Origin of the sequence: Cellulosilyticum lentocellum DSM 5427 (assembly GCF_000178835.2) — a bacterium.
GTDB classification, from domain to species: Bacteria; Bacillota; Clostridia; order Lachnospirales; family Cellulosilyticaceae; genus Cellulosilyticum; species Cellulosilyticum lentocellum.
This window is the reverse complement of sequence record NC_015275.1, coordinates 1573883-1600326: the sequence shown is the minus strand read 5'-3', so window position 1 is coordinate 1600326 and position 26444 is coordinate 1573883. Positions and strand designations below refer to the sequence as shown.

Here is a 26444-nt window from a genome sequence, read left to right as displayed (position 1 = left end):
ACATAATATTTTAGTCATATAAAAAGATTTATTCTCTCATGCTTAGTTCATTAAGTATCATTTCAGTTTTCTTTTTAATAAAGTAATTTGCATCTTTTCCATATACATCTTTTATACACATAATTGTATCCTTGCTCATTATTTTATTATCTCTTATTAAATTTAAAACCATATTCTTTATTTCAGCTGAAGGATCTAATAATAGTTCCTTATATTTATCTCTAATTGCCTGACTGACACTATTACGACTTAACAAAACAATACACTGATATGCAAACTTTCTCACTTGCTCCTCTGAATCATTGCATAATGCTATACTAATATATTCAAATATCCTATCGACTTCCTTTTCTTCCTGCTGCATATATTGTATATAATTATATGTATTCTGTATCATAGTTAATCTTTCATAATTACTTAATCTTAACAGTTCTAAATAGCAATTCATAATTTCCGTTTCTGTATCTAGTCCTATTAATGTTTTGAACATGATGATCTGTAATATATATGATTTTATTGAATTATATGCAAATAGAGACAAGGAAGCATTTTTTTCGCAATCACTCTTATCAATACATGCAAACTCCTTCTTCCAATCAAATTCTATATGATACTTACTAAATCCAATAACTGCTTGTGTCAAACATCTAATACTTTCTGCTTTCATTTTAATTGGTGCATTACCTAAAATAATCTTCTTACCTAAAGGAATAAGCCTACCGGTAACTAAATCAGCTATATAGTTAGTAGGACTTTTCACCAATATATTCTCTATATCTATTAATGGTCTACTTCCAAAACCTATATCTACCCCAGGTTTATTATTCACAATAAATTGCTCTTCCGCATTTTCTATACTTGATATAAAAAATTCTCTCCAATTTTTCTTAATATCAATATTACAATTAATATTATATAGAGTTCTTTCTACTTCAGAGGCATTATCTAATAAAATATCCTTTGTTGCTCCAAAAATATCAGGTCTTTGATTAACTAAATTTACAACAAATTGAATTTCATTTCCATAACTTATCATATTGATCAACTGATTTTGTAGATTGTCCTTTAGATTAACTAATTCCATATCTTCTACATTAGAAATATCTATCTCTGATAATATTCTAGGTATTGCTTTCTCATTATTTACACGACATTTTCTTAATGCCATATTTACTATCTTAATTAAAATATCATCTATAATCCTACATCTATTAGCACATATTGCTTCCATGTAGTTAGGTATTTCGAGAAGATCAATATTTTCACCTAGAGTAATAATATCCTGTAGAATATCCTGATATATCTTATCAGGCATATATAAACCAAACAACTTAAATACCTTTATTTTTGTACTCTGATATGAATTAATATTAGTCTTTTTTACATATTGATATATCTTTTCTACATCTGCAATGAGATATTCCTGTATATTACCCCACTCTTTCCTTATAACTTGTTCAAGCCTTTTACTATCACCACCTAAAATAAGGTATTTTATAGCTATAACGCTAATTGCTGGAGCTTCATGTATATCTCCAAGCTTTAAATATATATCAGAAATTGTCCCTCTACTTAATATTAATGGAGTGCTAGAACCATATAGAATTGCAACAAAAATGCTATTTTCAATATTGTCAAATATTCGATATATATCATTACTAAAAAGTGTTGATTTATCACTTTTATATCTATATTTCTGTTCTTCTTTCAACAATAAACTGTATGCATTCTCCATGAATCTATCCACTACAGGTAAATGTATAATTTCCTTGCAATGTTGTATCTCTTCTTGATATTGATTATCATATGTATGGTATTTACTATTTAACTCATTTTTGAGATTTCGACAATCAATTAATATATCATTGACAATCCAATCAGCAGCTTTTTCATCTTTTGCTATCCTTAATGCCCTGTCTTCAAACTCAAGTGCTTCTTCAATCATATTATTCATATAGCATTTCATAGCTTGACACCGATATTTATACCAGTTATATTTACTATCTTGATTTTTTAACTCTACTATTTTTTCAATATCATTGTCATCTAAATAATTATCTCCACAACAAATCCACTTAAGTACTTTTTCTCCTACATTTCCAAGTATAGATTTAGGTTCTTTATTAACTTCTTGTAATTTTTTTTGGCTCAGTCCATCAACTTGTAAGATTGTTCCTTTACATGTACTAAAATTCTCAAGTTCATCTATTTCTATAGTAACATCTTTATTGTAATCAATAATTTGTGCTTCTATATAATCATTTCCTTTGCTATTATCTTGAACCGTTGAAATACTCGAACATTGCATGAACTTATACCTAGTAATTACTTCGTTCATTACATCTTCATATATCTCCTCCTCAAGGTTATCAAAACTATAGAAAGTCTTAAAACAACAGTAATCATTTGAAATAAGTTCCTCTTTCAATACCTCCACTTCTGTCGATGCATTTTTTCCATTATAAATATATACTAAACACGGTTTCTTTTTTTCCTTAACCACCGAAAATTCAGTTTGCGTACCCTGCCTAAATTCTTCTTTAATAATAAGGATGACTATATCACTTTTAGCAACCATAAATTGAAAAAATTGCACTGATGGTAAAGTACTATTACGGTCTTCAATAATAAATGGATTAATGTATTCGTTTGCTTGCAATTTCTGTTTTATCTTACGTCTTATCGTTAGCCAAGATGTACCCTTTTCATCATTCATAGCAGAACTAATAAATACCTCTAGACGTTCCCCTGGCATTTGTGTCATAACTTTTTCCTCTCTTTCATATTACACTTATCTAAATATTCATTTCGCTAATCAAAAATCGCTTACTTATACATAAAAAAGACCTAAACATTTTCTCTAAATACTTAGGTCTCTTCCTTATCATTGTAAATATTTCACTGTAAATTGTACTGTAAATCCATTATCAAGTCATTTTTTGTTCACCTAAACCTTTGATAAAGCTGGAAGCGGGACTCGAACCCGCGACTTACTCATTACGAATGAGTTACTCTACCAACTGAGTTATGCCAGCTTGACACTTGTTTACTTTACCATATTTCAGACAAATAATCAATATTTTATAGCTTATTTTATGTAATATAAAATCATTTGCATTATTATATTTTCTCTTCTTATCTCATATACCTAGTAATAAGAAAGGATGTGAGCAAATGGATAAAGTCCTACCCTATAATGCTACTGCTGCTATTGCTTATGCTAAAAGATGGAGCTTACTTCGTAATCCTATGTATTTAGACTTTACCCAGCTAGGAGGAGATTGCACTAATTTTATTTCTCAATGTCTATACGCAGGAAGTCATATTATGAACTATACCCCTATTACAGGATGGTATTACAGAAACGCTAATGATCGTTCAGCTTCTTGGACTGGAGTAAATTTCCTACATAAATTCTTAACCACTAATAAAGGATCTGGTCCTTTTGGTAGAGATGTTACGCTAAATGAAATTGTTCCTGGTGATGTCATTCAATTTGGTAATGATATCAATGGCTATCACCATTCCTTATTAGTATTAGAAACAACCCCTGATCCTACCTATGATCAAATTTTAATTGCTACTCATAGTTATGATGCTATTAATAGACCTCTTTCTTCTTATGAGTTCACTAAGATACGCTTCATCCATATTGAAGGCGTTAGAGCCTAATAAAATGCCTACCCATACTTTATAATATGAGTAGGCATCTTATTATTGTTTTATTAGTTGTTTAAAAAAGCCTCAAATCTCGCTCTTACAGCTTCTTCTCCAATGATTTGCATAATAGTATATAAATCTGGTGTATTTGTTCTATGGCTAATAGCACTTCTTACAGCACCTGCTACATCTGATACCATTCCTTTGAAGGCTGTTGGATCTTTTTTGAAAGCTTTACGATCTGCTGTATATCCAAGACTAATAGCATGTTCTTTTAATTCATTGAACCAAGTCTCTTGGTCTGTATTAAAGTTATAAACTTCCTTATAAGAAGATATGATTTCTTTAGCTGTTTCTAAAGTCATGTTTTTTGGTAATTCTACTTCAGTTTCAGCATTAAATAGCTCATCGTAGAAGTAACAAATCTTTTCTTTAACTTCTGACCATTTACCAAAGTCTTTACGTGGTTTTGGTCCTTCTTTATCGATGTTAAAGATTTCTTTTGACATGGCTTCATGTTTTGTCACTAAGTCATACATTACCTTGTCATATTCTTTTGCCCACTCTGTATAGAGGTTATACACTTCTTCAGCAGGCATCTTAGAAATCACGTCTTTGCTCACATCATTTAATTTAACAAGGTCGAAAAGTGCTCCACTTTTACTCATTTTATCAAGAGCTACTGGATAGTCATGATAATCAGCCGTTGGATTTTCCATTCTCCATTCTTCAAAGGCAGAGTTAATAATATTTAATAAATATTCTACAACTGAAGCTTTTGGATAACCTTCTTCTTTATAATAGCTTACAGCACTTTCTGGATCTTTACGTTTTGAAAGTTTACGTTTAGAATCGCCATCTAATTTCATAACATTTGGAATATGTGCATACTCTGGTCTTTCAAATCCAAGTACGTCAAATAATTGAACGTGAATTGGAAGTGATGATAACCATTCTTCTCCACGAATAACGCTCGTTGTTCCCATTAAATGATCATCAATCGCATGAGCAAAGTGATAGGTTGGAAGACCATCCGCTTTAATAATAACGATATCTTGTATATTTTCTGGAAAAGAGGTTTCCCCTTTAATAAGGTCTACAAAGTTCACACGGTTTTCTGCATTACCAGGTGATTTAAGACGAATAATATACTGCTCACCAGCTTTGATTTTTTCCATAGCTGCTTCTGGTGATAAGTCTCTATAGATTGCATATTCACCATAGCAACCTGGGGTTAATTTAGCAGCTACTTGTTTGTCACGCATAGCTTCTAACTCTTCTGAAGTCATAAAACATGGATAAGCTAAGCCTTTTATGATTAAGTCTTTTGCAAAAGTTTTATAAATCTCTGCTCTTTCACTTTGGCGATAAGGACCATAGTTACCTTTTGAAGTTGTTTCACCAGTCATTCCTTCGTCAAAGTCCATACCGAAGTTATGCATGGTTGCAATAGTACCTTCAATAGCCCCTTCTACTTCCCTTTTTTGATCTGTATCTTCTACTCTTAAATAGAAAACCCCACCACTTTGCACTGCAATTCTTTCACTAACAAGGGCAGCAAATACACCACCAATGTGCTGAAATCCTGTTGGACTAGGTGCATAACGTGTTACCTTTGCACCTTCTTTAAGTATTCTTTTTGGATAAGCTTTTAAATAATCTTCTGGTGTTTTAGTTACATCAGGGAAAATTAATTCAGCTAATTGTTGTAAACTCATGATTTCACCTTACCTTTTTGTCATTTTTATATTGCAAGGAGTCTTTTCATTGGATGAAGCTCATTGGGTTATAAGTGTTCATCACCTATTTTAACATGACAAGAAAGTGGACTTATACCCACTTTCCCTTGCTTTCGTTATTTATTCTTTCTTCAATTATACCTATCTCTAGGAACCTTGTAAAGCATTCCTAGTATTCTGCCCTAGCACTAGAATAGCGCCTTTTTCTTTTTAAAATAATAAACTCTTATTTTATAATAAGAGTTTTTAGCTTTTCTCTTCATTATTCAACTTCATAATGCTTTGCTTTACTAAGTGACTTTTTGGCTCTAGGTTTTCTTTTTGCTTCTGATAGCTTAGCTTGCTTTTCAAGCTTTTTTGCCTGAGATGCCTTTTTAGTGATATAAGTTCCTTTTTTCTTTTCCTTTGGCTTCTTAGGCATAACGACTCTATCACTATAAATAGCCCTTAATCGTTTACCACCTTCTTTAGCTGCTGGTTTCTTCTCTGATACTTGAATAGGCTTTACACGTTCTAATACAAATTTAAGCTTCTCATCTTGGCAAATTTGTTTAATATGAGCTACCGTATCTTTTAAATCACTATCTTTATCTTTTTTCATATAGGTTTCGTTTTTAATAGCAGATAATACCATACCAATGTATCTAAAATCTAGACGATTACGCATTTCTTCTTCAAGATGTGATTCGATAAAGCTTTTTTCTAATAGCTCATAAACCTTTATCTGGTCTTCCCACAACTTTTTATTATAGGTATGAAGTGTAGAACTTGGATTTTGTACATAGTGATAGTAAACACCTTGTTCAATAGCTACACTCTGACATTTTAAAAGTGTTTGTACCATAAATACTAAGTCTTCCATAATACTAACACCTGGTGCAAACCTTAATTGGTTGGTATCTAAAAATTCCTTTTTAAATAAACCACGCCATACACACCCCATCACACAAACATAAGTAGGCATTAAATCTGGCATACCCACCATATTATTTACCAATTTTTCAATAATGACTTTATCTTCTAATACTTCATCCTTAAAAGAAAATACTTTAGGTGAACTTTTCTTTTTAGTATCTTTGAAATAATTACATAGGCATACAGGACTATCCCACTTTTTAATCTGCTTGTATAGCTTTTCGTACATTGTAGGTTCTACCCAATCATCTGGATCAATAAAACCAACATAAGTACCTGTAGCTGCTTCTAATCCTGTATTTCTAGCAATAGATACACCTTCATTAACTTTATCAATCACAACAATACGCCTATCTTTTTTAGCATATGCCTCACAAATGGCTAAACTATTGTCTTTTGACCCATCATTAACTAATATAATCTCTAGATGGGGATAGGTTTGATTAATAAGGCTCTCTATACTTCTAGATAAATACTTCTCTATATTATATATAGGTACGATAATACTAATGACTTCCACTACTGTCATACCTCACTTTTTATTCTTTTTTTATTCTTAGTATATCCATTATTTCATTGAATTTTTCAAGCTTATTTCATTTATTACTTCCGAGGAAGATAAATAAATACTATCACCTAGGCTTCTAGCTTCGTTAACATCATGTGTTACACAAATAACTGTACGCCTATCTATTTCTACTTCTTTTAAAATAGCTTCATATAATTTTTCCTTTAATGCCTCATCTAAACCTTTAAAAGGTTCATCTAGTAAAAGGATTTCACTCTCATAAACTAAGGCTCTTCCTAAAGCAATTCGCCTTCTCATTCCCCCGCTAAGCTTGTCAATAGAATAATCTCTATAGGGTTCTAATTGTAAAATATTTAATAAACGTTCTATCTTTTCTTCAATCTGTTGCTTATTATACTTTGTTTTTAGAACATATGCAATGTTCTGCCATACATTTAACCAAGGCATCAGCCGGTCTTCTTGAAACATATAAGCTATTCGCTTGTTTTCTAATCCTATTATCTCACCACTATCATACGGTTCAAGCCCTGCTAATATTCTTAATAGTGTTGTCTTGCCACATCCAGATGGCCCTAGTATACTGGTAACTTGAGCTTCTTTAATGGAAAGATTAAGATGATTGTACACACTTTGTTCCTTATAACTTTTACAAAGTCCAATAATTTCAATCATACTTTCCTCCTTTCTTTAAATAGAAGGTCAACTATGTATTCACAAAACTGACTAAGTAAAATAATAACAATAATCCATGCAAATACTTCTGTGGTCTCTAAGTAAATTTTGGCATCTAAAAGCTCGTATCCCATTGCATATTTAGGAATTGCTAAAACTTCTGCTGCAATCACTACCTTAAAAGCCATACCTACTACCAGTTGCATGGCCGTCCTTAAATAAGGTCTTAGCTGAGGTAAAACACATTCTTTTATATAATAAAAAGCTTTTACTTCATAAACCTTACTCAGCTCCTTAAGTTCCTGACTTAATTCTAAAAGCCCATTTAAAATATTGGTATAAACCAAAGGATAACACATTAAAAAGCATACAAAAATAGGTACCTCTTCTGACTTAAACCAAAGCAATGCTAAGATAATAATAGCCATTACAGGTGTAGACTTCATAAAGTTTATCATGGGTTTAATAAAAGTTCTAAAAAACAAACTTTTATACGCCAGATAGGCACTTACTATTCCTAAAATAAGTGAACTACCAATCCCCATAAATACTCTATAAAAAGTACCCGCTATTTGTAAATAAAACACGGTTGTAGTTAACATTTCTAATAGCTTGGTAAAAGTATGCATTGGTGAAGGAATCAATACCTCTTTATCAATACATAAATAAGCTATTTGCCAAAGCACTAACCAAATGCTATAAATCAATGTTTTTTTTAGCTTATTTATTATAATAGAAGGCTTCATCTGGTAAAGTTCCTCCTATAGCCTTTGGATTAAGCGCTTCTAACACTTTATAAAATGTCTCTAGATGTATCTTTGCGGTTTCTCCTTGCTCTAAAACAATATGGCAATTCGGAATAGCTTTAATTGCTATTTCTTTCTTAGCAATAATACCGTACTTTTCCATAAGCGCAGCTGCTTCTTCACTTTTTTCGTTAACGAAGTTAACAGAAGCCTCATAGTCTTTTAAAAAGCTTGATAATGCTTCTTCATCTTCTTTCACCAACGTATTTTGTGCTAAGATAACACCCATTGGTAAAGTGCTTCCTTCTTTCTCTTGCCATGCTTCATTCAAATCTACTGCTACCTGCAACGAAGCTTGTTTAGTTGTAGCAATCGTTACATGAGGCTCTGGTAAAATTGCAATTGTTCCTTCTTCCGCTACTAGCTTTGTAACAACATCTGTATGATTCGTTAAATAGTCAATAGTCACATCCTGGTCTGGATCTAAACCCGCTGACTTAAGTAGCTGTGTAAGGACATATTCAGGTGTGCCACCTTTTCCACTAGCTATGATCGTTTTTCCTTTTAAATCTTCTAAATTATTAATACTATTGCCGTTCTCTACTATGTAAAGTACACCTTGTGTATTAATGCCTACTAAACTCACTGTTTTTTGCGTTTTATTATAAAGTACTGCTCCCATATTAGAAGGGACACAAGCTAAATCTACTTCTCCACTTACAACTTTTCCTACAATTTCATCTGGACTTTGATAAAGTGTTACTTCATATTGTTCCTTATCCTCTAAAAGTTGTACCATCCCCATACCTGTTGGTCCATTTAAGGCTGCTACCTTAAGTACTTTTGTTTGCTCTGCAGACTGATTACAGCCAACGCCTAAGGCCAAAGTCATAACACCTACGATTAAACTGCTGATTATCTTTTTCATTTTCAATCTGAATCCTCCTTTGGAAGCTTTATACATCAAACAAATAATTTTTCCATTTATATTTTTTTGTAATTAGTACAAACTATATTATAGCGAAAATTTCATTTAAAAGGGGAGAAAAAATTGAAAAAGTTAAATTTTTTCCTAATAATAGGTCTATGCGTGATTCAACTTTTTTCGGTACCTACCATGGCTTCACATTCCATTTCTCAATATGTAATTGACCATGAAGTTACTAAGTCTACTGGAGAAGAATCACAAAGTAAAACCGAACTTTCCGAAGAAGAACTCAAAGCTACTTTTCAAGCCATTGTCAGTGATATTGTAAAAAACCGTAATCAATGCATCCAAAATCTAGATGCAGAAAGCTTAAAAGCTTCCTATAACCTAAAAATCAAGGTAAGCCTTTGGGCTTACGAAAGTGAAGCACAAAAAATTAAATATTTTAAAAACTGGTGTGATAAACAAGCTGTTAAATTTGATCATATTGAATCTGTAGTAAAAGTACGTAAGGTTAAAGAAAAGGAAAAAGACCTTTATGGTATTCTTTGCTTTAATTCTACAGCTTTTACCTATAGCTATTTAGATACGCCTGATGTCCCTAATACCTTTTATCTAGGAACATCCCACTATATTAATTTAAAAAAGGATGGTGATCATTATATCATTACCAAGGAATGGTACACTGATCCATTTGCCGATTCCTTAAATCTTAACACCCTTAAAACAGATGAGATAAGAAATTATATTTTAAATCATACAGCTCCTGATTACTCACCTGATGAACGTACGCAAAAAGCTATTGATTATGCTCATAAATATTGTGGTGTAGGACCTCATCCAGAGTATTTATTTAAATACAATAAAGCTTATAAGAACTTCAATCCTGATGGTGGTGATTGTGCTAACTTTGCTTCTCAAATCTTATATGAAGGTGGAGGCTTTAGAAAAAATGGCACCTGGAATTATGATAACCGCAATGGTACAAAAGCTTGGGTGAATGCACAAGGCTTTAAAAATTATATTATATGTAGTGGGCGTGGCGGCTATTTAGCTAGAGGCACTTATCAAGAGATTTATAAAGAAGCCTATAAGCTTCGACCTGGTGATTTTGTCGCTTACGAAAAGAAGGGGAAAATCACCCATATTTCTACTATTACCGGGCTTGACTCTAAGGGTTATCCTCTTGTAACCTGCCATAATACAGATAGACTCTTGGTGCCTTATGACTTAGGTTGGAGTAACAAGGGCATTCGCTTTCATTTAATTAATGTTTATTATTAACTTGCTTTAATCATTTCCTTTCCTTTTTCACTCAATATTTTAGGGAGGAGCAACCACTTAGATTGCTTCTCCCTATTTTATAAATACCTTTCTCCATATGTTATCTAACATACTGAATTTACTGCGTTGTTACTCCTGTATCAGAAGAAGTTGTTTTCTCATAAGCTTCAATAGCAGTAACAACGGCCTTCATAAGCTTCGTCTGATAAGCTTTATCTGCTAACATACGATCTTCATTCCAGTTACTCATAAAACCCATTTCAAATATCACAACAGGTACTCTAGACCAGTTGAAACCTGTCATATCACTTCTTTCAAAAATACCATTCACTTTGACACCAGCATCTTGTAAGGCTGTTTTTAAATGCTCCGCATATGCCTTACTAGCCGGATGAATACCTGCTGTATACTTACCTGTTTTAGAAGGTACTAACAAAACAGCACCTGACTTTCCACTGTTTCCAATACTATCACAGTGAAGCCGAATTGTCATGTTAGCCTTAGCATTATTAGCAACCTGAGCTCTTTCAGCGTTACTAATATTGACTTCATTGGTTTCTCTTGTCATCACTACGGCATAACCCTTCTCCTCTAGTAAACCTTTTAATATAAGTCCTGCTTCTAAATTAACAGCATACTCTGATTTCTTAGTGGCAACACCACTTGTTCCAGAGGAAACCCTTGCTTTTCTACTACCTGAACCTGGAGCAATAGGTTCACTTTTAGAATCACCCCTTGCTTGATGTCCTGGGTCAATGCACACTACAAAGGGCTCCTTTGCAAATACTACCCTTACTTGTGCTAAAAGCATGATAACTGCTAGTACTAAGCATATGCCTTGAGTAAAACGCTTTGAAACTGATTTTCTCATGCTATAATAAACCTCCTAGATGTCTTTTTTCATCTTAGTTATATGTTTATTTTTGGATTTTTACTCTTATAACGTAAAAAAGGCCACTTATTAAGTAACCTTTTATCTTCTATAATCTAGATTTTATCCTTTTTAAAATAAGCTTTGCACTATGTAATAAATCATAGGAATAAATAATGCTGGCAAGAAGTTAGCTACTTTAATCTTTGTAATTTGCAAAAGATTTAATCCTAATGCCACAATAACTACACTTCCTATAGCCCCAATATTGGTAATTTGTACTTCTGTTAAAACATTACCTAAAAAACTTGCTGCAATAGTAATTGCCCCTTGATAAAATAAAACTGCTATTGCTGAAAAAGTTACACCTATTCCCATGGAAGAAGCATAAATAATAGAAGTAATACCATCTAGCATGGACTTTACAAAAAGCATTTCGTGGTTGCCCTCTAACCCACTTTGAATGGCACCTACAATCGCCATGGAACCAATGCAAAATAGTAAGCTAGCTGAAACAAAGCCTTCTGCTATACTACCGCCCTTATTGAGCTTTTTAAAACGTGCCTCTATTTTTTCTCCTAGTCTATTAAGAGCTTTTTCTAAATTAATAGCCTCACCTATAATGACACCAATAATTAAAGATATAATCAGTAGCAATGTATCTGTACTTTTTAAGCTTCCTGATATGCCTATGTATAAAACACTTAAACCTAAAGCTTTCATAATGGCATCATCAAAACGTTTCGAAATGCCACCTTTCAAAAATAAACCGACTATACTTCCTGCTAAAATAGCAACTGTATTAACAATAGTCCCTAACATGTTAACTCCCTTTCTTCAATAAAAATAATAGATGTATTGTACCACTTATGAGAGGCAAATACATCTATTGTTTCTTACATTTCAGACAAAACACTTTTTAAAATAGCTATAGCTTCATCTACATGTGCTTTTTCTATAATAAGTGGTGGTACAAAACGAACAACCTTTTCCCCAGCACCAACTACTAACATGCCTTTATCCATACATTTCTTCTCTACCTCTAAAGCTAGCAGAGTCAATTCCATACCTAACATCATACCGAGTCCTCTTACTTCTTTTATACAGTCAAACTCTTTTTGGAGTTTAAGGAGTTCTCCTTTAAGGTATGCCCCCACTTCTTTCACATGGTCCAGTAAATGATTAACTGTAAGTTCTTTTAAAACCACCTTAGCAGCTGCTGTCACCAGTGGGTTCCCTCCAAAGGTAGAAGCATGATCTCCTGGAACCAGTACATCTGCTTTACTGGTACATGCCATAGCACCAATAGGAACACCAGCGCCAAGTCCTTTTGCCATGGTTACTATATCTGGATTAATGCCAAATTGTTCAAAAGCAAATAAGGTGCCTGTTCGTCCAATGCCTGTTTGTACTTCATCTACAATTAGAAGTGCGTCATTAGCTTTACAAAGCGCTTCTACTGCTTGTAAGTAAGCAGGATCTCCGGGAATAATACCGCCTTCTCCTTGAATGACCTCTAAAATTACTGCACAAGTTTTATCACTCATAATGGCTTTTAAGCTATCAATATCATTATAATCTGCGTAGCTTACATTAGGTATAAGTGGCATAAAACTCTTTTGATACTTTTCTTGGCCTGTCACTGCTAAAGCACCATGGGTTCTACCATGAAAAGATTTCTTCATAGCAATAATCTGTACTTTATCTTCACTTTTTAATTTACCATATTTTTTCGCTAGTTTTAAAGCTCCTTCATTGGCCTCAGCACCACTATTACAGAAGAAAACCTTATCAAAAGGTGAATTTTCTACTAAAAGCTTAGAAGCTTCTATTAAATTCTTTGTATAGTAATAATTAGAGACATGCATCATTTTCTCTACTTGCTCCTGTAATGCTGCAGTAAGCGTAGGATGTGCATATCCTAATGCATTAACAGCTATTCCTGCGTACATATCCAAATACTTTTTACCCTTTTCATCATATAAATAAACGCCTTCTCCATGTTCAAGTACTAATGGAAAACGTCCATAAGTATGCATGATATATTTTTCGCCTTCATTAACCAGTTGCTCCATTCCTATGCCTCCTTTTTATACATCATAGTACCAATACCGTTAGGTGTATAAATTTCTAGAATGAGTGCATGTTTTTTTCGACCATCTAGAATATGCACCATAGAAACACCTTCTTCTATTGCTTCCATACAACATTCAACTTTTGGAATCATACCACCTGCAATAATACCTGATTCAATATACTTTTTAGCCTCACTATCACTTAAGAAAGAGATCAGTGACTTTGGATCATCTTTATCCTTTAATACTCCCTCGACGTCTGTAAGAAATACTAATTTTTGTGCATTAAGTGCGCCTGCAATAGCAACTGCAGCATAATCTGCATTAATGTTATACGTATTCCCTTCTTCATCTGATCCAATAGGTGCAATAATAGGAATAAAATCATTATCAATTAAAGATTTTATGAGCCTTGTATTCACTTTTTCAATTTCCCCTACAAAACCTAAATCTACACCATCTTTATTGAGCTTTTTAGCTCTTAAAATCTTACCATCTTTACCTGTTAACCCAACAGGGCAGCCCCCTTGCCCTGAAATCATTTCTACGATTTGTTTATTCACCTTACCTGCTAATACCATTTCCACAACTTCCATGGTTTCTTTGGTTGTCACACGAAGTCCATTAATAAACTCAGACTGGATATCTAAACGTTTAAGCATATTATTAATTTCAGGTCCCCCACCATGAACAATGACTGGTTTTAAACCTACTAATTTGAGAAGTACGATATCCTGTACAATCGTCTTATTAATTTCTGGATCTAACATGGCACTGCCACCATATTTAATGACAACTGTATTGCCATTAAACTCTCTAATATAAGGTAATGCATCTATTAAAACTTTTGCTTTTTCTAAACCATCATTCATTATTAAATCCCCCTAAGGTCAATTCTATTTTCCCAATATTTAGCTTCTATAATCCCCATTAATTTTTACGTAATCATAGCTTAAATCACAGCCCCAAGCTGTTACACTTTCTTTTCCTTCACCCATGGTCACGAGAATTTTTATTTCATTTTCTTCTAGTACTTCTTTAGCTTTTTCTTCACTAAATTTAACAGGTAAGCCTTGTTTGAGCATTGCTACATTGCCAGCAATACTTTCTATGCTAATATCTACTTTTGCAGGGTCAAAGCTAATACCTGAGTATCCCATAGCACAAAAGATTCTTCCCCAGTTAGCATCTTCTCCAAAGAATGCTGTTTTAACTAAATTAGAAGTTAAAATACTTTTAGCAATGCATTTACCATCTTCAAAGCTCTTAACACCTTCTAAATTAACTTCTAATAACTTAGTAGCACCTTCGCCATCTTTAACGATTGAAATAGCAATATATTTACATACTTCATATAACGCTGCATAAAACTTATCAAAAGCTTCTCCTTCTTGATCAATAACTGGGTTGCCTGCCATCCCATTGGCTAAAACAAGCACCGAGTCATTAGTACTTGTATCCCCATCAACTGTAATCATGTTAAAGGAGGTATCGATTGCTTTCTTCAGTGCTTTTTGAAGCATCTCTTTAGTGATATTAACATCAGTTGTAATAAACCCTAGCATAGTTGCCATATTAGGATGAATCATACCTGAACCTTTACCCATACCGCCTACAGTAATCGTCGTACCATTAATGTTTTCTTCTAAAGCAATGGTTTTCTTAACTAAGTCCGTTGTTAAGATGGCATCTGAAGCAGCTTCTCCTCCTTCATGAGTTGCACTTACTTTAACTGCTACTGGACCAATACCTTTTCTTAAAACCTCCATTGGTAAATCTACACCAATAACACCCGTAGAACATACTAAGACTTGCTTTTTATCAATATTAAAGGCCTCTGCAACTAGACTTGCCATCTCCTCTGTATCTTTTTCCCCTTGTACTCCTGTTGCAGCATTAGCATTACCACTATTAACCACAATGGCATGCACCTTTTCTCCTTCATTTAAAACCATTTGATCCCAAAGTACTGGTGCTGCTTTTACTACATTTTGTGTGAATGCACCTGCATACGTACAAGGTGTTTCACTATAAATAATCGCTAAATCTTTCTTTTTGTTCTTAATACCAATATGCTCTCCATTTGCTTTAAACCCTTTTGGTGCTGTAATGCTTCCTTGTATTAATCTCATCCGAATCCCTCCATATCTATTTATACACTTAACGAAAAAACTTTTATTATGTTTATAATTATAAATATTTTTTATTTTATTTCAATACCTTTTTTCTATTTTTATGAACAAAATTGTATTTTTATTCATAATCAACGCTTATTTTAATCATTTTTTCACATAAAAAAAGAGCTGTTATATCAATTCAACAACTCTTTTAAGCGCTTACAAGCTATTTTACTATTAGTTAGTTATTTATTTGCATCTCATTCTTGTTTAAGAGTTACTTATTAAAAAACAGGTGATTTCCGGAATATTGCCAAGACGATATCGTACTTGACTGGTTCCTATTCCAGAATTTACGTATAACACCATACGTTCATTCTCTTCAAATGTATATTTACCTTTAATATATTTATTGGCATAAGGTGGTGTAAAAGGAGCTCCTACAAAAGGAATTCGCACTTGCCCACCATGACTATGTCCTGAAAGCTGCAAGTCAATAGGATAACCTGTCACTTCATCTGCCACGTCAGGTGCATGTGAAATAAATAAATTATAGTTAGACTTTTGGATTCCTTCCATAGCTTTTTCGATATTTACCGTTCCTAAAAGTTTATCATCAATACCTATTAAATGAATACGTTCCCCATTTTCTAAAGTAACATATTGATTGTCATTGACCAAAAGCTTAAACTCAGCTGCGGCTAATATTTTAGCATATCTTTTAGTGCCATTTCCTCCATGGTCATGATTACCATAAACTGCAAACTTCCCATAAGTTGCTTGAAGCTGCCCTAAAAGTACACTGGCTTCTTCTACTTCTGTAAAACCCTTATTATCGTCTATTAAATCACCCGTAAAAATAATCAAATCTGGCTTAAGTCCATTGATTCGTTCTACTACACGTTTCAAATCGGTAATGGTAAAGTCTTCCCCTAAGTGAACATCGCTAAATTGTACAATTTTCAAAGTGTCCTTTGGTATGCTTATACTTTGTGTAACTAGCTTTTCTTCTTTTATAATAAGAAGTTCCGGCTCTATGTATCTTGCATAAATATAGATACCTGCCGCAATGAGTACTAAGGTAACACTAATACTAATTACCCACCGCACAAATCTAATGACCGCCTTTATTAACTTTAACAATATCTTTTTCCTCACACTCTCATTTATGACTTATACTTCAGTTCATGAGCCAATAGCTTCTCTTTAATATCTATTTGATCCCCCATAAAACCTACCATTTTGCCATTCTTACCAATAACACGGTGGCAGGGCACAATAAGTGGTATAGGATTAGCGCCATTAGCTCCTCCTACTGCTCTTTGCGCTTTAGGATTCCCAATTCTTTCAGCTAATTCCTTATAACTAATAGTCTCTCCATAAGAAATTTGTTTTAAGCCTTCCCATACTTTTTTTTGAAAAGTCGTTCCTTCTACTACCAAATCTAACTGAAATACTTGACGTTCTCCCTTAAAATATTCCTCTATTTGCTTTTTTGCTTCACCACACAACATTTCATCTCTTTCTAAATCAGGATTTGTTTTTTGATAGGCTTTAAAGCCATCTTCCTTTAAGAAAATAGCTTCTACACCTTTCTCGCAAACCACTATGCCAATAGGTCCTAATAAAGAAGATTCATAAATTGTATAACCTCTTCTCACCTTATCCACCTCTACTTTATTCATCTTTTGTTAACTCTTCTATGGTACGCTTAATCACCTCAGAAGAAAAACCTCTTTGTGCTAAAAAAGCATACAGCTTGCTCTTTAGCTGATACAAGTCGTCTGTTTTCTTTTTATAATATTCAAGTTTTTTCTCCGCTATGCCAATACAATTCTCATAAGCTTCTTCAGTGCTATAATTCTCTTCTAAAGCTTTTGTAATTTGTTCCTGGGAAACACCCTTATTTCTTAAGGCCTCTGCAATATATCTGGGGCCCTTTTTAGAAAATCTTTTTTTATCCCTTACAAAGGCTTCTGTTAATCTACTATCATCTAAATAATTATAGTATCTTAGTTTTTCTAATGTATACTGAATATCTTCTTCACTATACTCTTTCCTTTTGAGTTTCTCTACTAAAACCTTTTCAAAATAGTTCTGTCTACCCAAAAGATAAATAGCGTAGGAAAAACACCTGTTTTTACTTTCTTCTTCCTCTAAAGCTTTTAAAGCTTCTTCATCTATTTTTGCACCTTTTTTCAAATTCATACGAATCAGCGTGTCTTCTGTAACGCCGCAAAAGAATACTTCATCTAAAAAGATATTGTAACGTTCTCCATTTTGTTGTCTGCTAATTTTTGTAATTGTTTTCATTTTTCTACTCTCCTTGACTCCATTATAGCATATTATTAATCGGGAGATAAATTTCAGAAATATAAAAGGAACTAGAAGGCTTCTACTCTTCTAATTCCTTTTTCATGCTATTATTCAGTTTCTGTACTCAATAGCAAATAATACATCATTTCTAAAGCTTCGGCTCTAGTTAGTCTATCTTCTGGTCTAAATAAACCTTCTTCATCTTTTTGAATCAACTTCAGACCATAAGCTAAACTTATATAGCCTTTCAATGCTTCATCATATTGCTTATCATCAAAAGGATACACATATAACTCAGAAACTCCTGCTATTTTTTTATAGGTAGTTGCATTAATCATATAATAAACAGCATTTTCTCTTGTTAAAGTTTGTTTCTTTTCAATAGTTGCTTTACCCGTAATTTCTTTATACCACTCACTCACATTTTCATTTTCATCAAGCTCATAGCCTTGTGTTACTTGGCATAAAAGATTTAAAAAATCTTCTTCAGAAACAGGCATATCTGGTTTTAGCTTTTCTCCTTTTAAATAAATACCACTATCAAATAACTTCTTAATCAATACTTCTTTTGGGTGTCCCTTTAAGTCAGTATAAAACTTTTGTGCTTCTTCCTCAATTACTTTTCCTGAATAATCTACTTCCTTGCCGGTAAAAGCATCTAAAAGCATATAGCTCTCTCTGGTGGTATATGCTAAACGATAGACCCCTTGATCTGTTTCCATATAAACTAACTCTAAGCCTATATTTTTAACCGCGCTTTCCTTACTCATCATTCCCTCTGGTGATTTAAAACTCATTTGACTCCAGTTCTTAGAGTAAGACGTGACCTCCCCTAAACGTTGGTCATAGGTAATACTTAATCCCTCTCCGTCTACCAATAAATGATTTACTAAGCGTCCATAATAATAGTTTGTTGTAGTCATGTCTTCATTTGTATAATCATCTTCTATTAACTTCGTTTCTTTAAATTGCTGTGGTGCCACTTGACTTAAAAATGAGGCTGCTTCTTTTTCACTCCAGTGATACTGAGCCGTTTCTGGTGACGTACTACTCCAAAAGTAATAATTTTCTATCTCTGCTGTTTTAGCATCCACCGTTAAACTAACATTTGTCTTATTAACCTCATCCTTTAGAACTATTTGCCTTACATAAGTTTCCTGCTGCTTATAAAGATTATTTCTGCTGACTGTAGCTGATTTCACACGTGGAAAATGCTTAGCTACCTTGTCAAGAATCACTTCTACGCCCAATAATCCTTTTGTTTCCTCTACTGCTTTTCTCTCAGAAGGTGTTAAACCTGAAGCACCACTATCATTTTTAGCTGTAATGGACTGACTTTCCTCCGTAGCTGCTTCTTTATATAACTCATTGTCTTCATCTTTATAATGGACTACTAATGCACCTGTAGCTGCATCTATCCCCTTCCTCTCTCCATTATGGAGTTTGTAAACTAAAAAGCTACTTTTCTCTTCGGTTTTCCAATCATAATAGGTTTTATAAAGTGCTGGTAAGTCCATTTGTTTTAGATAACTTACTTCTGCTTGTTCTAGAGTAATCTTTGGCTGACTGGTATTATACGTACGCTCAGAGAAATCTATTCCTGAAAAACTCCTTATTTCACCTGTCTCTTTGCTAACGTTAACATAAATAACCTGATTAAATACTTTAACTCCCTCATGATATAAATCATATACATAAGTATAGTCATAATCACTACTTGGTGCCGTTCTTTCTCTTAATACTAAAGCTTTGGCATATTCAGGTACTACTTGATTTAAAAAAGATTCTGCTTTAGCCTTTCCTGTTTCCCAATCAATCTTTGCTAAAGTGCTATCACTTGTATGATATAGATTTAAGCGATAACTTAGAATGTCCCCATCACTCTCACACTCTACGTATAGACTTCCCTGCTTACCCTCTTGATCTTGCCATATGAAACGATAATCTTCACCTGATTGATTATAATTAAACTCTGTAAAAGCTTCTGGCACTTCTATTTTAGCCTTAACTTTTCCTAGTAATGCTTCTAAAACTTGCGTCTCTCCATTAGCAAAACTGACTTGTGGCACTAACATAGCTATCACCGTTAACAATAAAAATTTTTTTCTCATTTTATAACCCCCTTTCATCTTATTTCATTAGACGTAGTAAAGATAAATAAGTTCCCTATTATTTAAATTTTTATAAAATTTTATTATTATACAATCTATTTTGTTTATCAGTTATTATATTCTTTTTTATTAGGCAAACACTTTAACTTTTACAAGTAACTAAAAGGTTGTTAGGTTGTTAGCAAGAAAGTGGACTAGTGTCCACATTTCTTCCGCTAGGGAACCCTAGCTTTCCTTCGGCGCTGACAAAAAAACATGTCAGCTGAGTACCCTCCTGAATACGGCAGGAAATACTTCCCTAGACTACAAAAAAAGCAGCTATAAGGCCTATCACCTTATACCTGCTTTTTCTTTTTCATCATTGTGCTTATTCAAATGTCGTACATTGCCATTGTGCTTCTCTAACATAAGCTTCTACTAAATCAGCTGCCATATTAGGATTAATCGTTTCTTCATGAGCAATCGTGATGTTAGACATAGCAATAGCATATTTAACAATCTCTACTGTACTTTTATTTGCCATATACCCTGCTCCAATGCCTGCTACAAAAGCATCACCAGCCCCTGTAACATTAATCACTTCTAAAGCATTTGCTTTAATAATACCTTCTTCCTTACCATCATTATAATAAACACCATCTACATCAAGACTAATAAATACATTTTGTACACCTAAACCTCTTAGGTAAGCACCTGCTTTTCTAGCATCTTCATGTGTTTTTACCTCAAAGCCACATAACACTTCTGCTTCATGTCTATTAGGTTTTACTGTATGAAAATAGTGAAGTAAATGTTTAATCCTAGCTGCTTTAGCAGCTGATACTGGATCTAAAACAAATTTTGTTTTACCTTGATAAGTCGTTACAATATGCTCAATAAAAGGGGGGTTATCTGCACCTAAAAACATATATTCTGCATTTTCAATAATAGAAGCACGCTCACTTAAAGCTTCCTTTGAAAACTCATTAGCTAATTTTGTATCAACCACGGCTGATACCATTTCTCCATTTTCATCTAATATGGCCATATAAGTAGGTGTGGAGCCACCGTGTACGATTAAAGTGTTACTCATATCTAAGCCTACTTTTTCAGCTTGTCTTAAAATATCTTTGCCTTTTTCATCATCACCTAAAATAGAAATAAACTGTGTATTTGTTCCTACTAAAGACATATTTTCTGCAATGTTTCTACAAACACCACCGCAAGACACTTTTACTTTTCCTGGATTAGAATCATAGGGTCTATAGGTTGCATAAGAAAAACCAAAAATATCGTATATGGCAATACCAAATACAAGTGCATAAGGTTTATTATTTTCCATGGTCATTATATTCCTTTACTTGATTTTATAGATAACTATTATATTAACATAAGTTTTGTAGAAAACCTATTAAAAAATACCCACAGCTATATTTTTCCAAGATTATAGATAATTATATCTTTTTCATACCAAAAAGCACACTATTACTAAACTTTAAATTTTGTATTACACTATTTTTTGTTGAATTTATTAATTTTTTATCTTATAATTACCTTACTATTTACTATGTAAAGGAGCCGATTTGGAATAAGATGAATAATACAGACTCTAACGCATTAAAGCTACATGGCTTTAATAATTTAACCAAGACTCTTAGCTTTAATATGTATGATATTTGTTATACTAAAACTGCTGAAGATCGTAAGGCCTATATTGAGTATATTGATGAGCAATATAATGCAGAGCGATTAACTCAAATTCTAACTACAGTTACAGAAATGATTGGTGCTAATATACTAAACATTGCCAAACAAGATTATGATCCTCAAGGAGCTAGTGTGACTATTCTTATTTCTGAAGGTGCCGTTCCTGAAATTCGCCATGATGAAGCTAAGTCAGCTTCTCCAGGACCCATTCCTGAAATTATCTTAGGCCACCTAGATAAAAGTCATATTACCGTACATACTTATCCTGAATATCATCCTTATGAAGGAATTAGTACCTTTCGAGCAGACATAGATGTTGCTACTTGTGGAGAAATTTCTCCTCTTAAAGCGCTTAATTATCTTATTCACTGCTTTGATGCTGATGTCATGACCTTAGATTATAAAGTACGTGGGTTTGCTAGAGATATTGCTGGTAATAAACTTTTTATAGATCATCCTATTGATTCTATTCAAAACTTTATTCCTGAACATATTCGCATGATGTATAACATGATTGATGTTAATGTTTATCAAGAAAATATTTTTCATACTAAATGCCGCTTAAAACAGTTTGACCTAGACAACTATTTATTTGGGTATACTCAAGAAGAACTACATAAAGGGGAAGCAAAAATAATTGCTAAAAAAGTAAAAAAAGAAATGGATGAAATTTTCTATGGTACTGTTGTACGTGAAGCTATGTTTAATTTAGAAGATTAGGAGGCTCTTATGCGGGATTTATGGTATAGCGAAAAATATGAGGAAGATGTGAAATTCTCAGTGAAGGTCACCCAGCACCTCTATTCTGAAAAAACCCCTTTTCAACAAATTGACTTCTTTGATAGTAAAACCTTTGGACGCTTTTTCACCTTAGATGGCTTTATGATGGTTACAGAAAAAGATGAGTTTATTTATCACGAAATGATTACACACGTAGCTATGGCTGTTAATCCAGAAGTGAAGCGTGTGCTTATTATTGGTGGAGGCGATGGTGGTACAGCTAGAGAAATTTTACGATATAAAACCATTAAAAAAGTGGATTTGGTTGAAATTGATGAACGTGTGGTAAGGCTTTGTCAACAATACTTACCTCTAACAGCTGCACCTTTTGATCATGATAATAGGCTTGTTCTTCACTTTCAAGATGGATTAGATTTTGTTCAAACTGCTAAAAATAATAGCTATGACTTAATCTTAGTAGATTCTACAGATCCTATTGGTCCTGGTGAAGGACTATTTACTTATGATTTTTATCATCATTGTGAACGTCTATTAAGTAATGTAGGTATTTTAATTAATCAACATGAAAGCCCTTATTATGAAAGTGATGCCTATGAAATGAAGCGTTCTCACGCTAAGATCAAAGCTAGCTTCCCTATCGCAAAAGTCTATCAATTTCATATGCCTACCTATCCTTCAGGTCATTGGCTCTTTGGCTTTGCTTCTAAGAAATATGATCCTATAAAAGATTTAAAAAGTGATAAATGGGAATCTCTTGGGCTTTATACCAAATACTATAATACAAAATTGCATCAAGGAGCTTTTATGCTCCCTACCTATGTAAAGGAAGGACTTGAAAATGTTTAATACTTATACAAATCAACAATTTATTGGCTGTGATAAGCCTTTTGAAGAAGGAAAGGTGGTTTTATTTGGTGCACCTTTTGATGGTACTACTAGCTATAGACCTGGTACACGCTTTGCACCTACCGCTATTAGACCAGATTCTTACGGCCTTGAAACCTACTCTCCCTATTTAGATTTAGATTTAGAAGACTTCTTAATTAGTGATATAGGAGATGTGGATGTACCTTTTGGTAATCCCCCTAAAGCTCTAGCAGCTATCAAAGCTGTGGCAGCAGAAATCGTTTCACATGGTAAAAAACCCCTTATGATTGGTGGTGAACATTTAGTCAGCTTACCTGTTATTGAAACTCTTGCACATCATTATCCTGATTTACATATTATTCATTTAGATGCACATACAGATTTAAGAGATGATTATTTAGGAGAAAAACTTTCCCATGCTACTGTTTTAAGACGTGCGTGGGATATTTTAGGGGATCATCGTATTTTTCAGTTCGGTATTCGTTCTGGTATGAAACAAGAATTCGAATGGGCTAAAACACATACTTATTTGCATCCTTTTGATACTGTCACTTTAAAAGAAACGATGCAAAGCTTAAAAGGAAAGCCTATCTACTTTACCCTAGACTTAGATGTATTAGACCCTTCTATTTTTTCTGGAACAGGTACACCAGAACCAGGTGGAATCACTATGAAAGAACTTTTAGAAGTCTTTATTATCCTTAAAGAAGCGCATCTTATTGGTGCCGATGTAGTAGAATTAGCACCTCATTATGATGCAAGTGGTGTTTCTACTGCTGTAGCTTGCAAAGTAATTAGAGAAATTGCTTTACTTTTAGCTAACTGTTAATCAATTTGAATATAAAAATAATAAACAGGATGTCAACACATCCTGTTTATTATTTTTATATTTTTAAATCTATAGAGATATCCCTATAGTACTCATTATAAGCCTATTAAATATGACTAACTATTAATGACTTCTAGGTATTGCTCTCTGTTGTGTAGCACAGATAATATCTTTATAGTACGGTGTTGATGGTGTTACGTCTGAAAAGCCACTCGTTTTATTTTTGGTATCACACTCAATATCAAATAGTTTATTAAGAAGCACAACTGCTTGTGTCCGTGTTAAGTCTCCTGTTCCTGCTGGTACATCTACGTTGGTTGTTTTCAAATACGAAGCTAAACGTGGCATAATCTCCCTTGCTTCTGTTAAGGTTACAGGTTCTGTTGGTCTAAAGGTTCCATCTGCATATGGCTTCATCAAGCCTAGTTTAGTTACATAATTAATCCCATCTGTACTAAATTTAAGTTCAGGCACATCTTTAAACTGGTTTTGCTGAACTGGAATATCATTTTTAGTTAATAGTCTAGCAATCATTGTGGCAAGCTCTGCTCTTGTCACGGCTTGATCTGGTCTAAACGTCTCATCTGGATAACCACTGATATAAGGAAAATTAATGGCAGTTTGCGTACTTTCATCTATTGGTGGCTTACAGAAGGTCACACAGATTTTACTACTTTTGGTACATCCATTTTCAGTATACTTGATGACTACGGTTTTACTTCCCTTTTGCGGCTTAATAGTAGCAAAGTTAGTCATAAAATCTTTGATCAATTTAGGCTCAGCTATATCCTTATAGTACGCCTTAACTTCAAGCATATCTTTAAAGCCCTTCTCGCTAGTACCTACAGGCACTTGAATCGCTTTTGGTGAAACTACTATACGCTTAAGTATTGGTGCATTCACTGTAGCTACCTGCCCCTTACTTACCTTTGTCGTTCCACCATAAATTAAAGTTGGAATCAAAATCAAGCATATAACGAATAATGCAATGAGATTCTTAGGTTTTTGTTCCATAGTAAGGCTCCTTTTGTTGCATTAAAATAATGTTTCTTTTAGAGCCTAGTATGGCAAATTCTTTAGTAAATTATTCATCTTTTTCTACTAACTAATTTCTTGAATCGCACGAATGCCATCTAAATGATGAAGTTCAAAAATATATTGAGTATGATCACAATTATCACATAATACCAAAGTCATCATAGCACCTACAATCTGATCTCCATCTTGCTTAATGCGCTGTATTTCCAAATCAGAAACCTTAGTTCCTTGAGCTTTTACATATTCTATAAAATGACTTAATGCACTCATATTATCTAACTCTAAATAGATCTCCATCACTTTTGAATGCATTTGAACATATTCATCTAAACGATGAAGTCCAATCATAACACCATATAAGAAAATACAACTAATAATTGCACCTTCATAAAAACCTATGCCAATAGCAAGCCCCATACATGCGCAGGCCCACAGACCTGCTGCAGTTGTAAGTCCCTTTACCTGATTACGCCCTATTACAATAATAGTCCCTGCTCCCAAGAAACCAATCCCACTAATAACCTGAGCACCTAATCTTGTAGCATCTGTTTGTATTTTTAACACATCTACCATGTATTGACTAGTAAGCATCACTAATGTGGCGCCTATACACACTAATATATGTGTTCTAAAACCTGCTGGCCTTTTCTTTGTACCTCTTTCGATTCCAATGATTCCAGAAAATAAAGTAGCTAGTAGTAATCTAAAAATAATCGATACTGTATTTACTTCTCTTAAATATTCCATTACTTGATGCATGTCTCTTCTCCCCCTCAACAAGGCTGCTTTATGTTTTTAATACTATTTTAGCATAATGCAATGAATTTGTTCGAAAAATATCATCAGTCATAGCATCCTTAACACTTAGATGCTATTCCATACTGATTCTAAAAGGTCTATAATTAATCTTATAGAATAAATTGATGTCCATTGATAGGAGGTAAAACCATGTATACTTATTTAAAAAAACATGAGGCTTTTATGATTGAAGCTTTAAAAGACCCTTCTGCAAACTTAAACTGGCTCTCTACTTATCATCAAACTCAAATCTTATTTATACAACATGAACGTCTTATTCACCTGCTTATTACCTTATTTTTTGCTTTCTTATTTTTATGTAGTTGTATTGCCACTTTTTGCGCACCTATGCCGCTGTTGTTTTTACTTGACCTCATTTTACTTATTACTCTCCTGTTTTACATTCGTCATTACTATCGCCTTGAAAACGGCCTTGAACGTTGGTATAAAATTTATACTGAACTTGAAAATCTCAAATCACCTCACTAGCCTAGTATTTACATATGGTGTATACTATTATAG

General features: G+C 33.4%; 24 protein-coding genes and 1 tRNA gene. 6 read left to right on the top strand and 19 right to left on the bottom strand.

The genetic code is table 11. The features are described 5' to 3' along the window. Window positions 1-28 precede the first annotated feature (28 nt). Both CLOLE_RS07215 and CLOLE_RS07210 read right to left on the bottom strand, forming a co-directional pair. Window positions 29-2764, bottom strand: a complete 2736-nt coding sequence (locus tag CLOLE_RS07215) for a hypothetical protein (protein ID WP_013656428.1) — start codon at window positions 2762-2764, stop codon at window positions 29-31. Window positions 2765-2962: 198 nt separating this feature from the next. Next, a tRNA-Thr gene (locus CLOLE_RS07210) sits at window positions 2963-3035 on the bottom strand. A gap of 139 nt (window positions 3036-3174) precedes the next feature. Between CLOLE_RS07210 and CLOLE_RS07205 the strand changes: the two genes are divergently transcribed. After that, window positions 3175-3672, top strand: coding sequence for an amidase domain-containing protein (locus tag CLOLE_RS07205; RefSeq protein ID WP_013656427.1), 498 nt, complete (start codon window positions 3175-3177; stop codon window positions 3670-3672). A gap of 53 nt (window positions 3673-3725) precedes the next feature. Here CLOLE_RS07205 and gltX read toward each other — a convergent pair whose 3' ends face one another. From gltX to CLOLE_RS07180, 5 genes are all read right to left on the bottom strand, one after another. Beyond that, entirely contained in the window at window positions 3726-5378 is a 1653-nt protein-coding gene (gltX, locus tag CLOLE_RS07200) for a glutamate--tRNA ligase (protein ID WP_013656426.1), read from the bottom strand. A gap of 283 nt (window positions 5379-5661) precedes the next feature. After that, the gene (locus CLOLE_RS21730; RefSeq protein WP_050794670.1) at window positions 5662-6843 is read right to left on the bottom strand and encodes a glycosyltransferase; all 1182 of its coding nucleotides are present in this window, start codon (window positions 6841-6843) and stop codon (window positions 5662-5664) included. Between the two features lie 39 nt (window positions 6844-6882). Further along, window positions 6883-7515: an ABC transporter ATP-binding protein gene (locus CLOLE_RS07190; protein ID WP_013656424.1), complete on the bottom strand. Its 633-nt coding sequence runs from the start codon at window positions 7513-7515 to the stop codon at window positions 6883-6885. Beyond that, on the bottom strand, window positions 7512-8261 hold the full coding sequence (locus CLOLE_RS07185; protein WP_013656423.1) for an ABC transporter permease: 750 nt from the start codon (window positions 8259-8261) through the stop codon (window positions 7512-7514). The genes CLOLE_RS07190 and CLOLE_RS07185 overlap by 4 nt, the downstream gene beginning before the upstream one ends. Continuing rightward, window positions 8236-9189, bottom strand: a complete 954-nt coding sequence (locus CLOLE_RS07180; RefSeq protein WP_041713522.1) for an ABC transporter substrate-binding protein — start codon at window positions 9187-9189, stop codon at window positions 8236-8238. Before CLOLE_RS07180 ends, CLOLE_RS07185 begins: the two co-directional genes overlap by 26 nt. A gap of 123 nt (window positions 9190-9312) precedes the next feature. Here CLOLE_RS07180 and CLOLE_RS07175 point away from each other — a divergent pair, with 123 nt between their 5' ends. Beyond that, entirely contained in the window at window positions 9313-10473 is a 1161-nt protein-coding gene (locus CLOLE_RS07175) for an amidase domain-containing protein (protein ID WP_013656421.1), read from the top strand. A 118-nt stretch (window positions 10474-10591) separates the two neighbouring features. On the opposite strand, the gene CLOLE_RS07170 is transcribed toward CLOLE_RS07175, so the two are convergent. The 10 genes from CLOLE_RS07170 to CLOLE_RS07125 form a co-directional block, all read right to left on the bottom strand. Continuing rightward, entirely contained in the window at window positions 10592-11344 is a 753-nt protein-coding gene (locus tag CLOLE_RS07170) for an N-acetylmuramoyl-L-alanine amidase (protein WP_013656420.1), read from the bottom strand. Between the two features lie 132 nt (window positions 11345-11476). After that, window positions 11477-12166 carry a DUF554 domain-containing protein gene (locus CLOLE_RS07165; protein WP_013656419.1) on the bottom strand — a complete coding sequence of 230 codons (690 nt, stop codon included), beginning with the start codon at window positions 12164-12166 and terminating at the stop codon, window positions 11477-11479. 74 nt (window positions 12167-12240) lie between these two features. Then, entirely contained in the window at window positions 12241-13419 is a 1179-nt protein-coding gene (locus tag CLOLE_RS07160; protein ID WP_013656418.1) for an acetylornithine transaminase, read from the bottom strand. A 2-nt stretch (window positions 13420-13421) separates the two neighbouring features. Further along, complete coding sequence (gene argB / locus CLOLE_RS07155; protein WP_013656417.1) at window positions 13422-14291, bottom strand: acetylglutamate kinase; 870 nt, start codon at window positions 14289-14291, stop codon at window positions 13422-13424. Window positions 14292-14330: 39 nt separating this feature from the next. Continuing rightward, window positions 14331-15551: a bifunctional ornithine acetyltransferase/N-acetylglutamate synthase gene (gene argJ, locus CLOLE_RS07150; RefSeq protein ID WP_013656416.1), complete on the bottom strand. Its 1221-nt coding sequence runs from the start codon at window positions 15549-15551 to the stop codon at window positions 14331-14333. A gap of 255 nt (window positions 15552-15806) precedes the next feature. After that, on the bottom strand, window positions 15807-16679 hold the full coding sequence (locus CLOLE_RS07145) for a metallophosphoesterase (protein ID WP_041712930.1): 873 nt from the start codon (window positions 16677-16679) through the stop codon (window positions 15807-15809). Between the two features lie 23 nt (window positions 16680-16702). After that, window positions 16703-17221 (bottom strand): methylated-DNA--[protein]-cysteine S-methyltransferase, encoded by a 519-nt coding sequence (locus CLOLE_RS07140; protein ID WP_013656414.1) that lies wholly within the window; start codon window positions 17219-17221, stop codon window positions 16703-16705. Continuing rightward, window positions 17214-17849 carry a regulatory protein RecX gene (locus CLOLE_RS07135; protein WP_013656413.1) on the bottom strand — a complete coding sequence of 212 codons (636 nt, stop codon included), beginning with the start codon at window positions 17847-17849 and terminating at the stop codon, window positions 17214-17216. The genes CLOLE_RS07140 and CLOLE_RS07135 overlap by 8 nt, the downstream gene beginning before the upstream one ends. A 110-nt stretch (window positions 17850-17959) precedes the next feature. Continuing rightward, the gene (locus tag CLOLE_RS07130) at window positions 17960-19963 is read right to left on the bottom strand and encodes a YcdB/YcdC domain-containing protein (RefSeq protein ID WP_013656412.1); all 2004 of its coding nucleotides are present in this window, start codon (window positions 19961-19963) and stop codon (window positions 17960-17962) included. 367 nt (window positions 19964-20330) lie between these two features. Next, window positions 20331-21284, bottom strand: a complete 954-nt coding sequence (locus tag CLOLE_RS07125) for a carbohydrate kinase family protein (protein WP_330369317.1) — start codon at window positions 21282-21284, stop codon at window positions 20331-20333. A 251-nt stretch (window positions 21285-21535) separates the two neighbouring features. Here CLOLE_RS07125 and speD point away from each other — a divergent pair, with 251 nt between their 5' ends. Genes speD through speB form a run of 3 tightly spaced genes read left to right on the top strand, consistent with a single transcriptional unit; the run spans window position 21536 to window position 24086 of the window. After that, window positions 21536-22369: an adenosylmethionine decarboxylase gene (speD, locus tag CLOLE_RS07120; protein ID WP_013656410.1), complete on the top strand. Its 834-nt coding sequence runs from the start codon at window positions 21536-21538 to the stop codon at window positions 22367-22369. 9 nt (window positions 22370-22378) lie between these two features. Then, the gene (speE, locus tag CLOLE_RS07115; RefSeq protein ID WP_013656409.1) at window positions 22379-23236 is read left to right on the top strand and encodes a polyamine aminopropyltransferase; all 858 of its coding nucleotides are present in this window, start codon (window positions 22379-22381) and stop codon (window positions 23234-23236) included. Further along, the gene (gene speB, locus CLOLE_RS07110; RefSeq protein WP_013656408.1) at window positions 23229-24086 is read left to right on the top strand and encodes an agmatinase; all 858 of its coding nucleotides are present in this window, start codon (window positions 23229-23231) and stop codon (window positions 24084-24086) included. The genes speE and speB overlap by 8 nt, the downstream gene beginning before the upstream one ends. 123 nt (window positions 24087-24209) lie before the next feature. Here speB and CLOLE_RS07105 read toward each other — a convergent pair whose 3' ends face one another. Then, the gene (locus tag CLOLE_RS07105; protein ID WP_013656407.1) at window positions 24210-25100 is read right to left on the bottom strand and encodes an S-layer homology domain-containing protein; all 891 of its coding nucleotides are present in this window, start codon (window positions 25098-25100) and stop codon (window positions 24210-24212) included. An 87-nt stretch (window positions 25101-25187) separates the two neighbouring features. Next, entirely contained in the window at window positions 25188-25883 is a 696-nt protein-coding gene (locus tag CLOLE_RS07100; protein ID WP_013656406.1) for an MgtC/SapB family protein, read from the bottom strand. 189 nt (window positions 25884-26072) lie between these two features. Between CLOLE_RS07100 and CLOLE_RS07095 the strand changes: the two genes are divergently transcribed. Beyond that, window positions 26073-26411 (top strand): hypothetical protein, encoded by a 339-nt coding sequence (locus CLOLE_RS07095; protein ID WP_013656405.1) that lies wholly within the window; start codon window positions 26073-26075, stop codon window positions 26409-26411. Window positions 26412-26444: the final 33 nt, after the last annotated feature.

Coding starts and splice junctions, on each gene's coding strand:
- CLOLE_RS07215 (WP_013656428.1), bottom strand. CDS start 2,764: ATGACACAAATGCCAGGGGAACGTCTAGAGGTATTTATTAGTTCTGCT.
- CLOLE_RS07205 (WP_013656427.1), top strand. CDS start 3,175: ATGGATAAAGTCCTACCCTATAATGCTACTGCTGCTATTGCTTATGCT.
- gltX (WP_013656426.1), bottom strand. CDS start 5,378: ATGAGTTTACAACAATTAGCTGAATTAATTTTCCCTGATGTAACTAAA.
- CLOLE_RS21730 (WP_050794670.1), bottom strand. CDS start 6,843: ATGACAGTAGTGGAAGTCATTAGTATTATCGTACCTATATATAATATA.
- CLOLE_RS07190 (WP_013656424.1), bottom strand. CDS start 7,515: ATGATTGAAATTATTGGACTTTGTAAAAGTTATAAGGAACAAAGTGTG.
- CLOLE_RS07185 (WP_013656423.1), bottom strand. CDS start 8,261: ATGAAGCCTTCTATTATAATAAATAAGCTAAAAAAAACATTGATTTAT.
- CLOLE_RS07180 (WP_041713522.1), bottom strand. CDS start 9,189: ATGAAAAAGATAATCAGCAGTTTAATCGTAGGTGTTATGACTTTGGCC.
- CLOLE_RS07170 (WP_013656420.1), bottom strand. CDS start 11,344: ATGAGAAAATCAGTTTCAAAGCGTTTTACTCAAGGCATATGCTTAGTA.
- CLOLE_RS07165 (WP_013656419.1), bottom strand. CDS start 12,166: ATGTTAGGGACTATTGTTAATACAGTTGCTATTTTAGCAGGAAGTATA.
- CLOLE_RS07160 (WP_013656418.1), bottom strand. CDS start 13,419: ATGGAGCAACTGGTTAATGAAGGCGAAAAATATATCATGCATACTTAT.
- argB (WP_013656417.1), bottom strand. CDS start 14,291: ATGAATGATGGTTTAGAAAAAGCAAAAGTTTTAATAGATGCATTACCT.
- argJ (WP_013656416.1), bottom strand. CDS start 15,551: ATGAGATTAATACAAGGAAGCATTACAGCACCAAAAGGGTTTAAAGCA.
- CLOLE_RS07140 (WP_013656414.1), bottom strand. CDS start 17,221: ATGAATAAAGTAGAGGTGGATAAGGTGAGAAGAGGTTATACAATTTAT.
- CLOLE_RS07135 (WP_013656413.1), bottom strand. CDS start 17,849: ATGAAAACAATTACAAAAATTAGCAGACAACAAAATGGAGAACGTTAC.
- CLOLE_RS07130 (WP_013656412.1), bottom strand. CDS start 19,963: ATGAGAAAAAAATTTTTATTGTTAACGGTGATAGCTATGTTAGTGCCA.
- CLOLE_RS07125 (WP_330369317.1), bottom strand. CDS start 21,284: ATGGAAAATAATAAACCTTATGCACTTGTATTTGGTATTGCCATATAC.
- speD (WP_013656410.1), top strand. CDS start 21,536: ATGAATAATACAGACTCTAACGCATTAAAGCTACATGGCTTTAATAAT.
- speE (WP_013656409.1), top strand. CDS start 22,379: ATGCGGGATTTATGGTATAGCGAAAAATATGAGGAAGATGTGAAATTC.
- speB (WP_013656408.1), top strand. CDS start 23,229: ATGTTTAATACTTATACAAATCAACAATTTATTGGCTGTGATAAGCCT.
- CLOLE_RS07105 (WP_013656407.1), bottom strand. CDS start 25,100: ATGGAACAAAAACCTAAGAATCTCATTGCATTATTCGTTATATGCTTG.
- CLOLE_RS07100 (WP_013656406.1), bottom strand. CDS start 25,883: ATGCATCAAGTAATGGAATATTTAAGAGAAGTAAATACAGTATCGATT.
- CLOLE_RS07095 (WP_013656405.1), top strand. CDS start 26,073: ATGTATACTTATTTAAAAAAACATGAGGCTTTTATGATTGAAGCTTTA.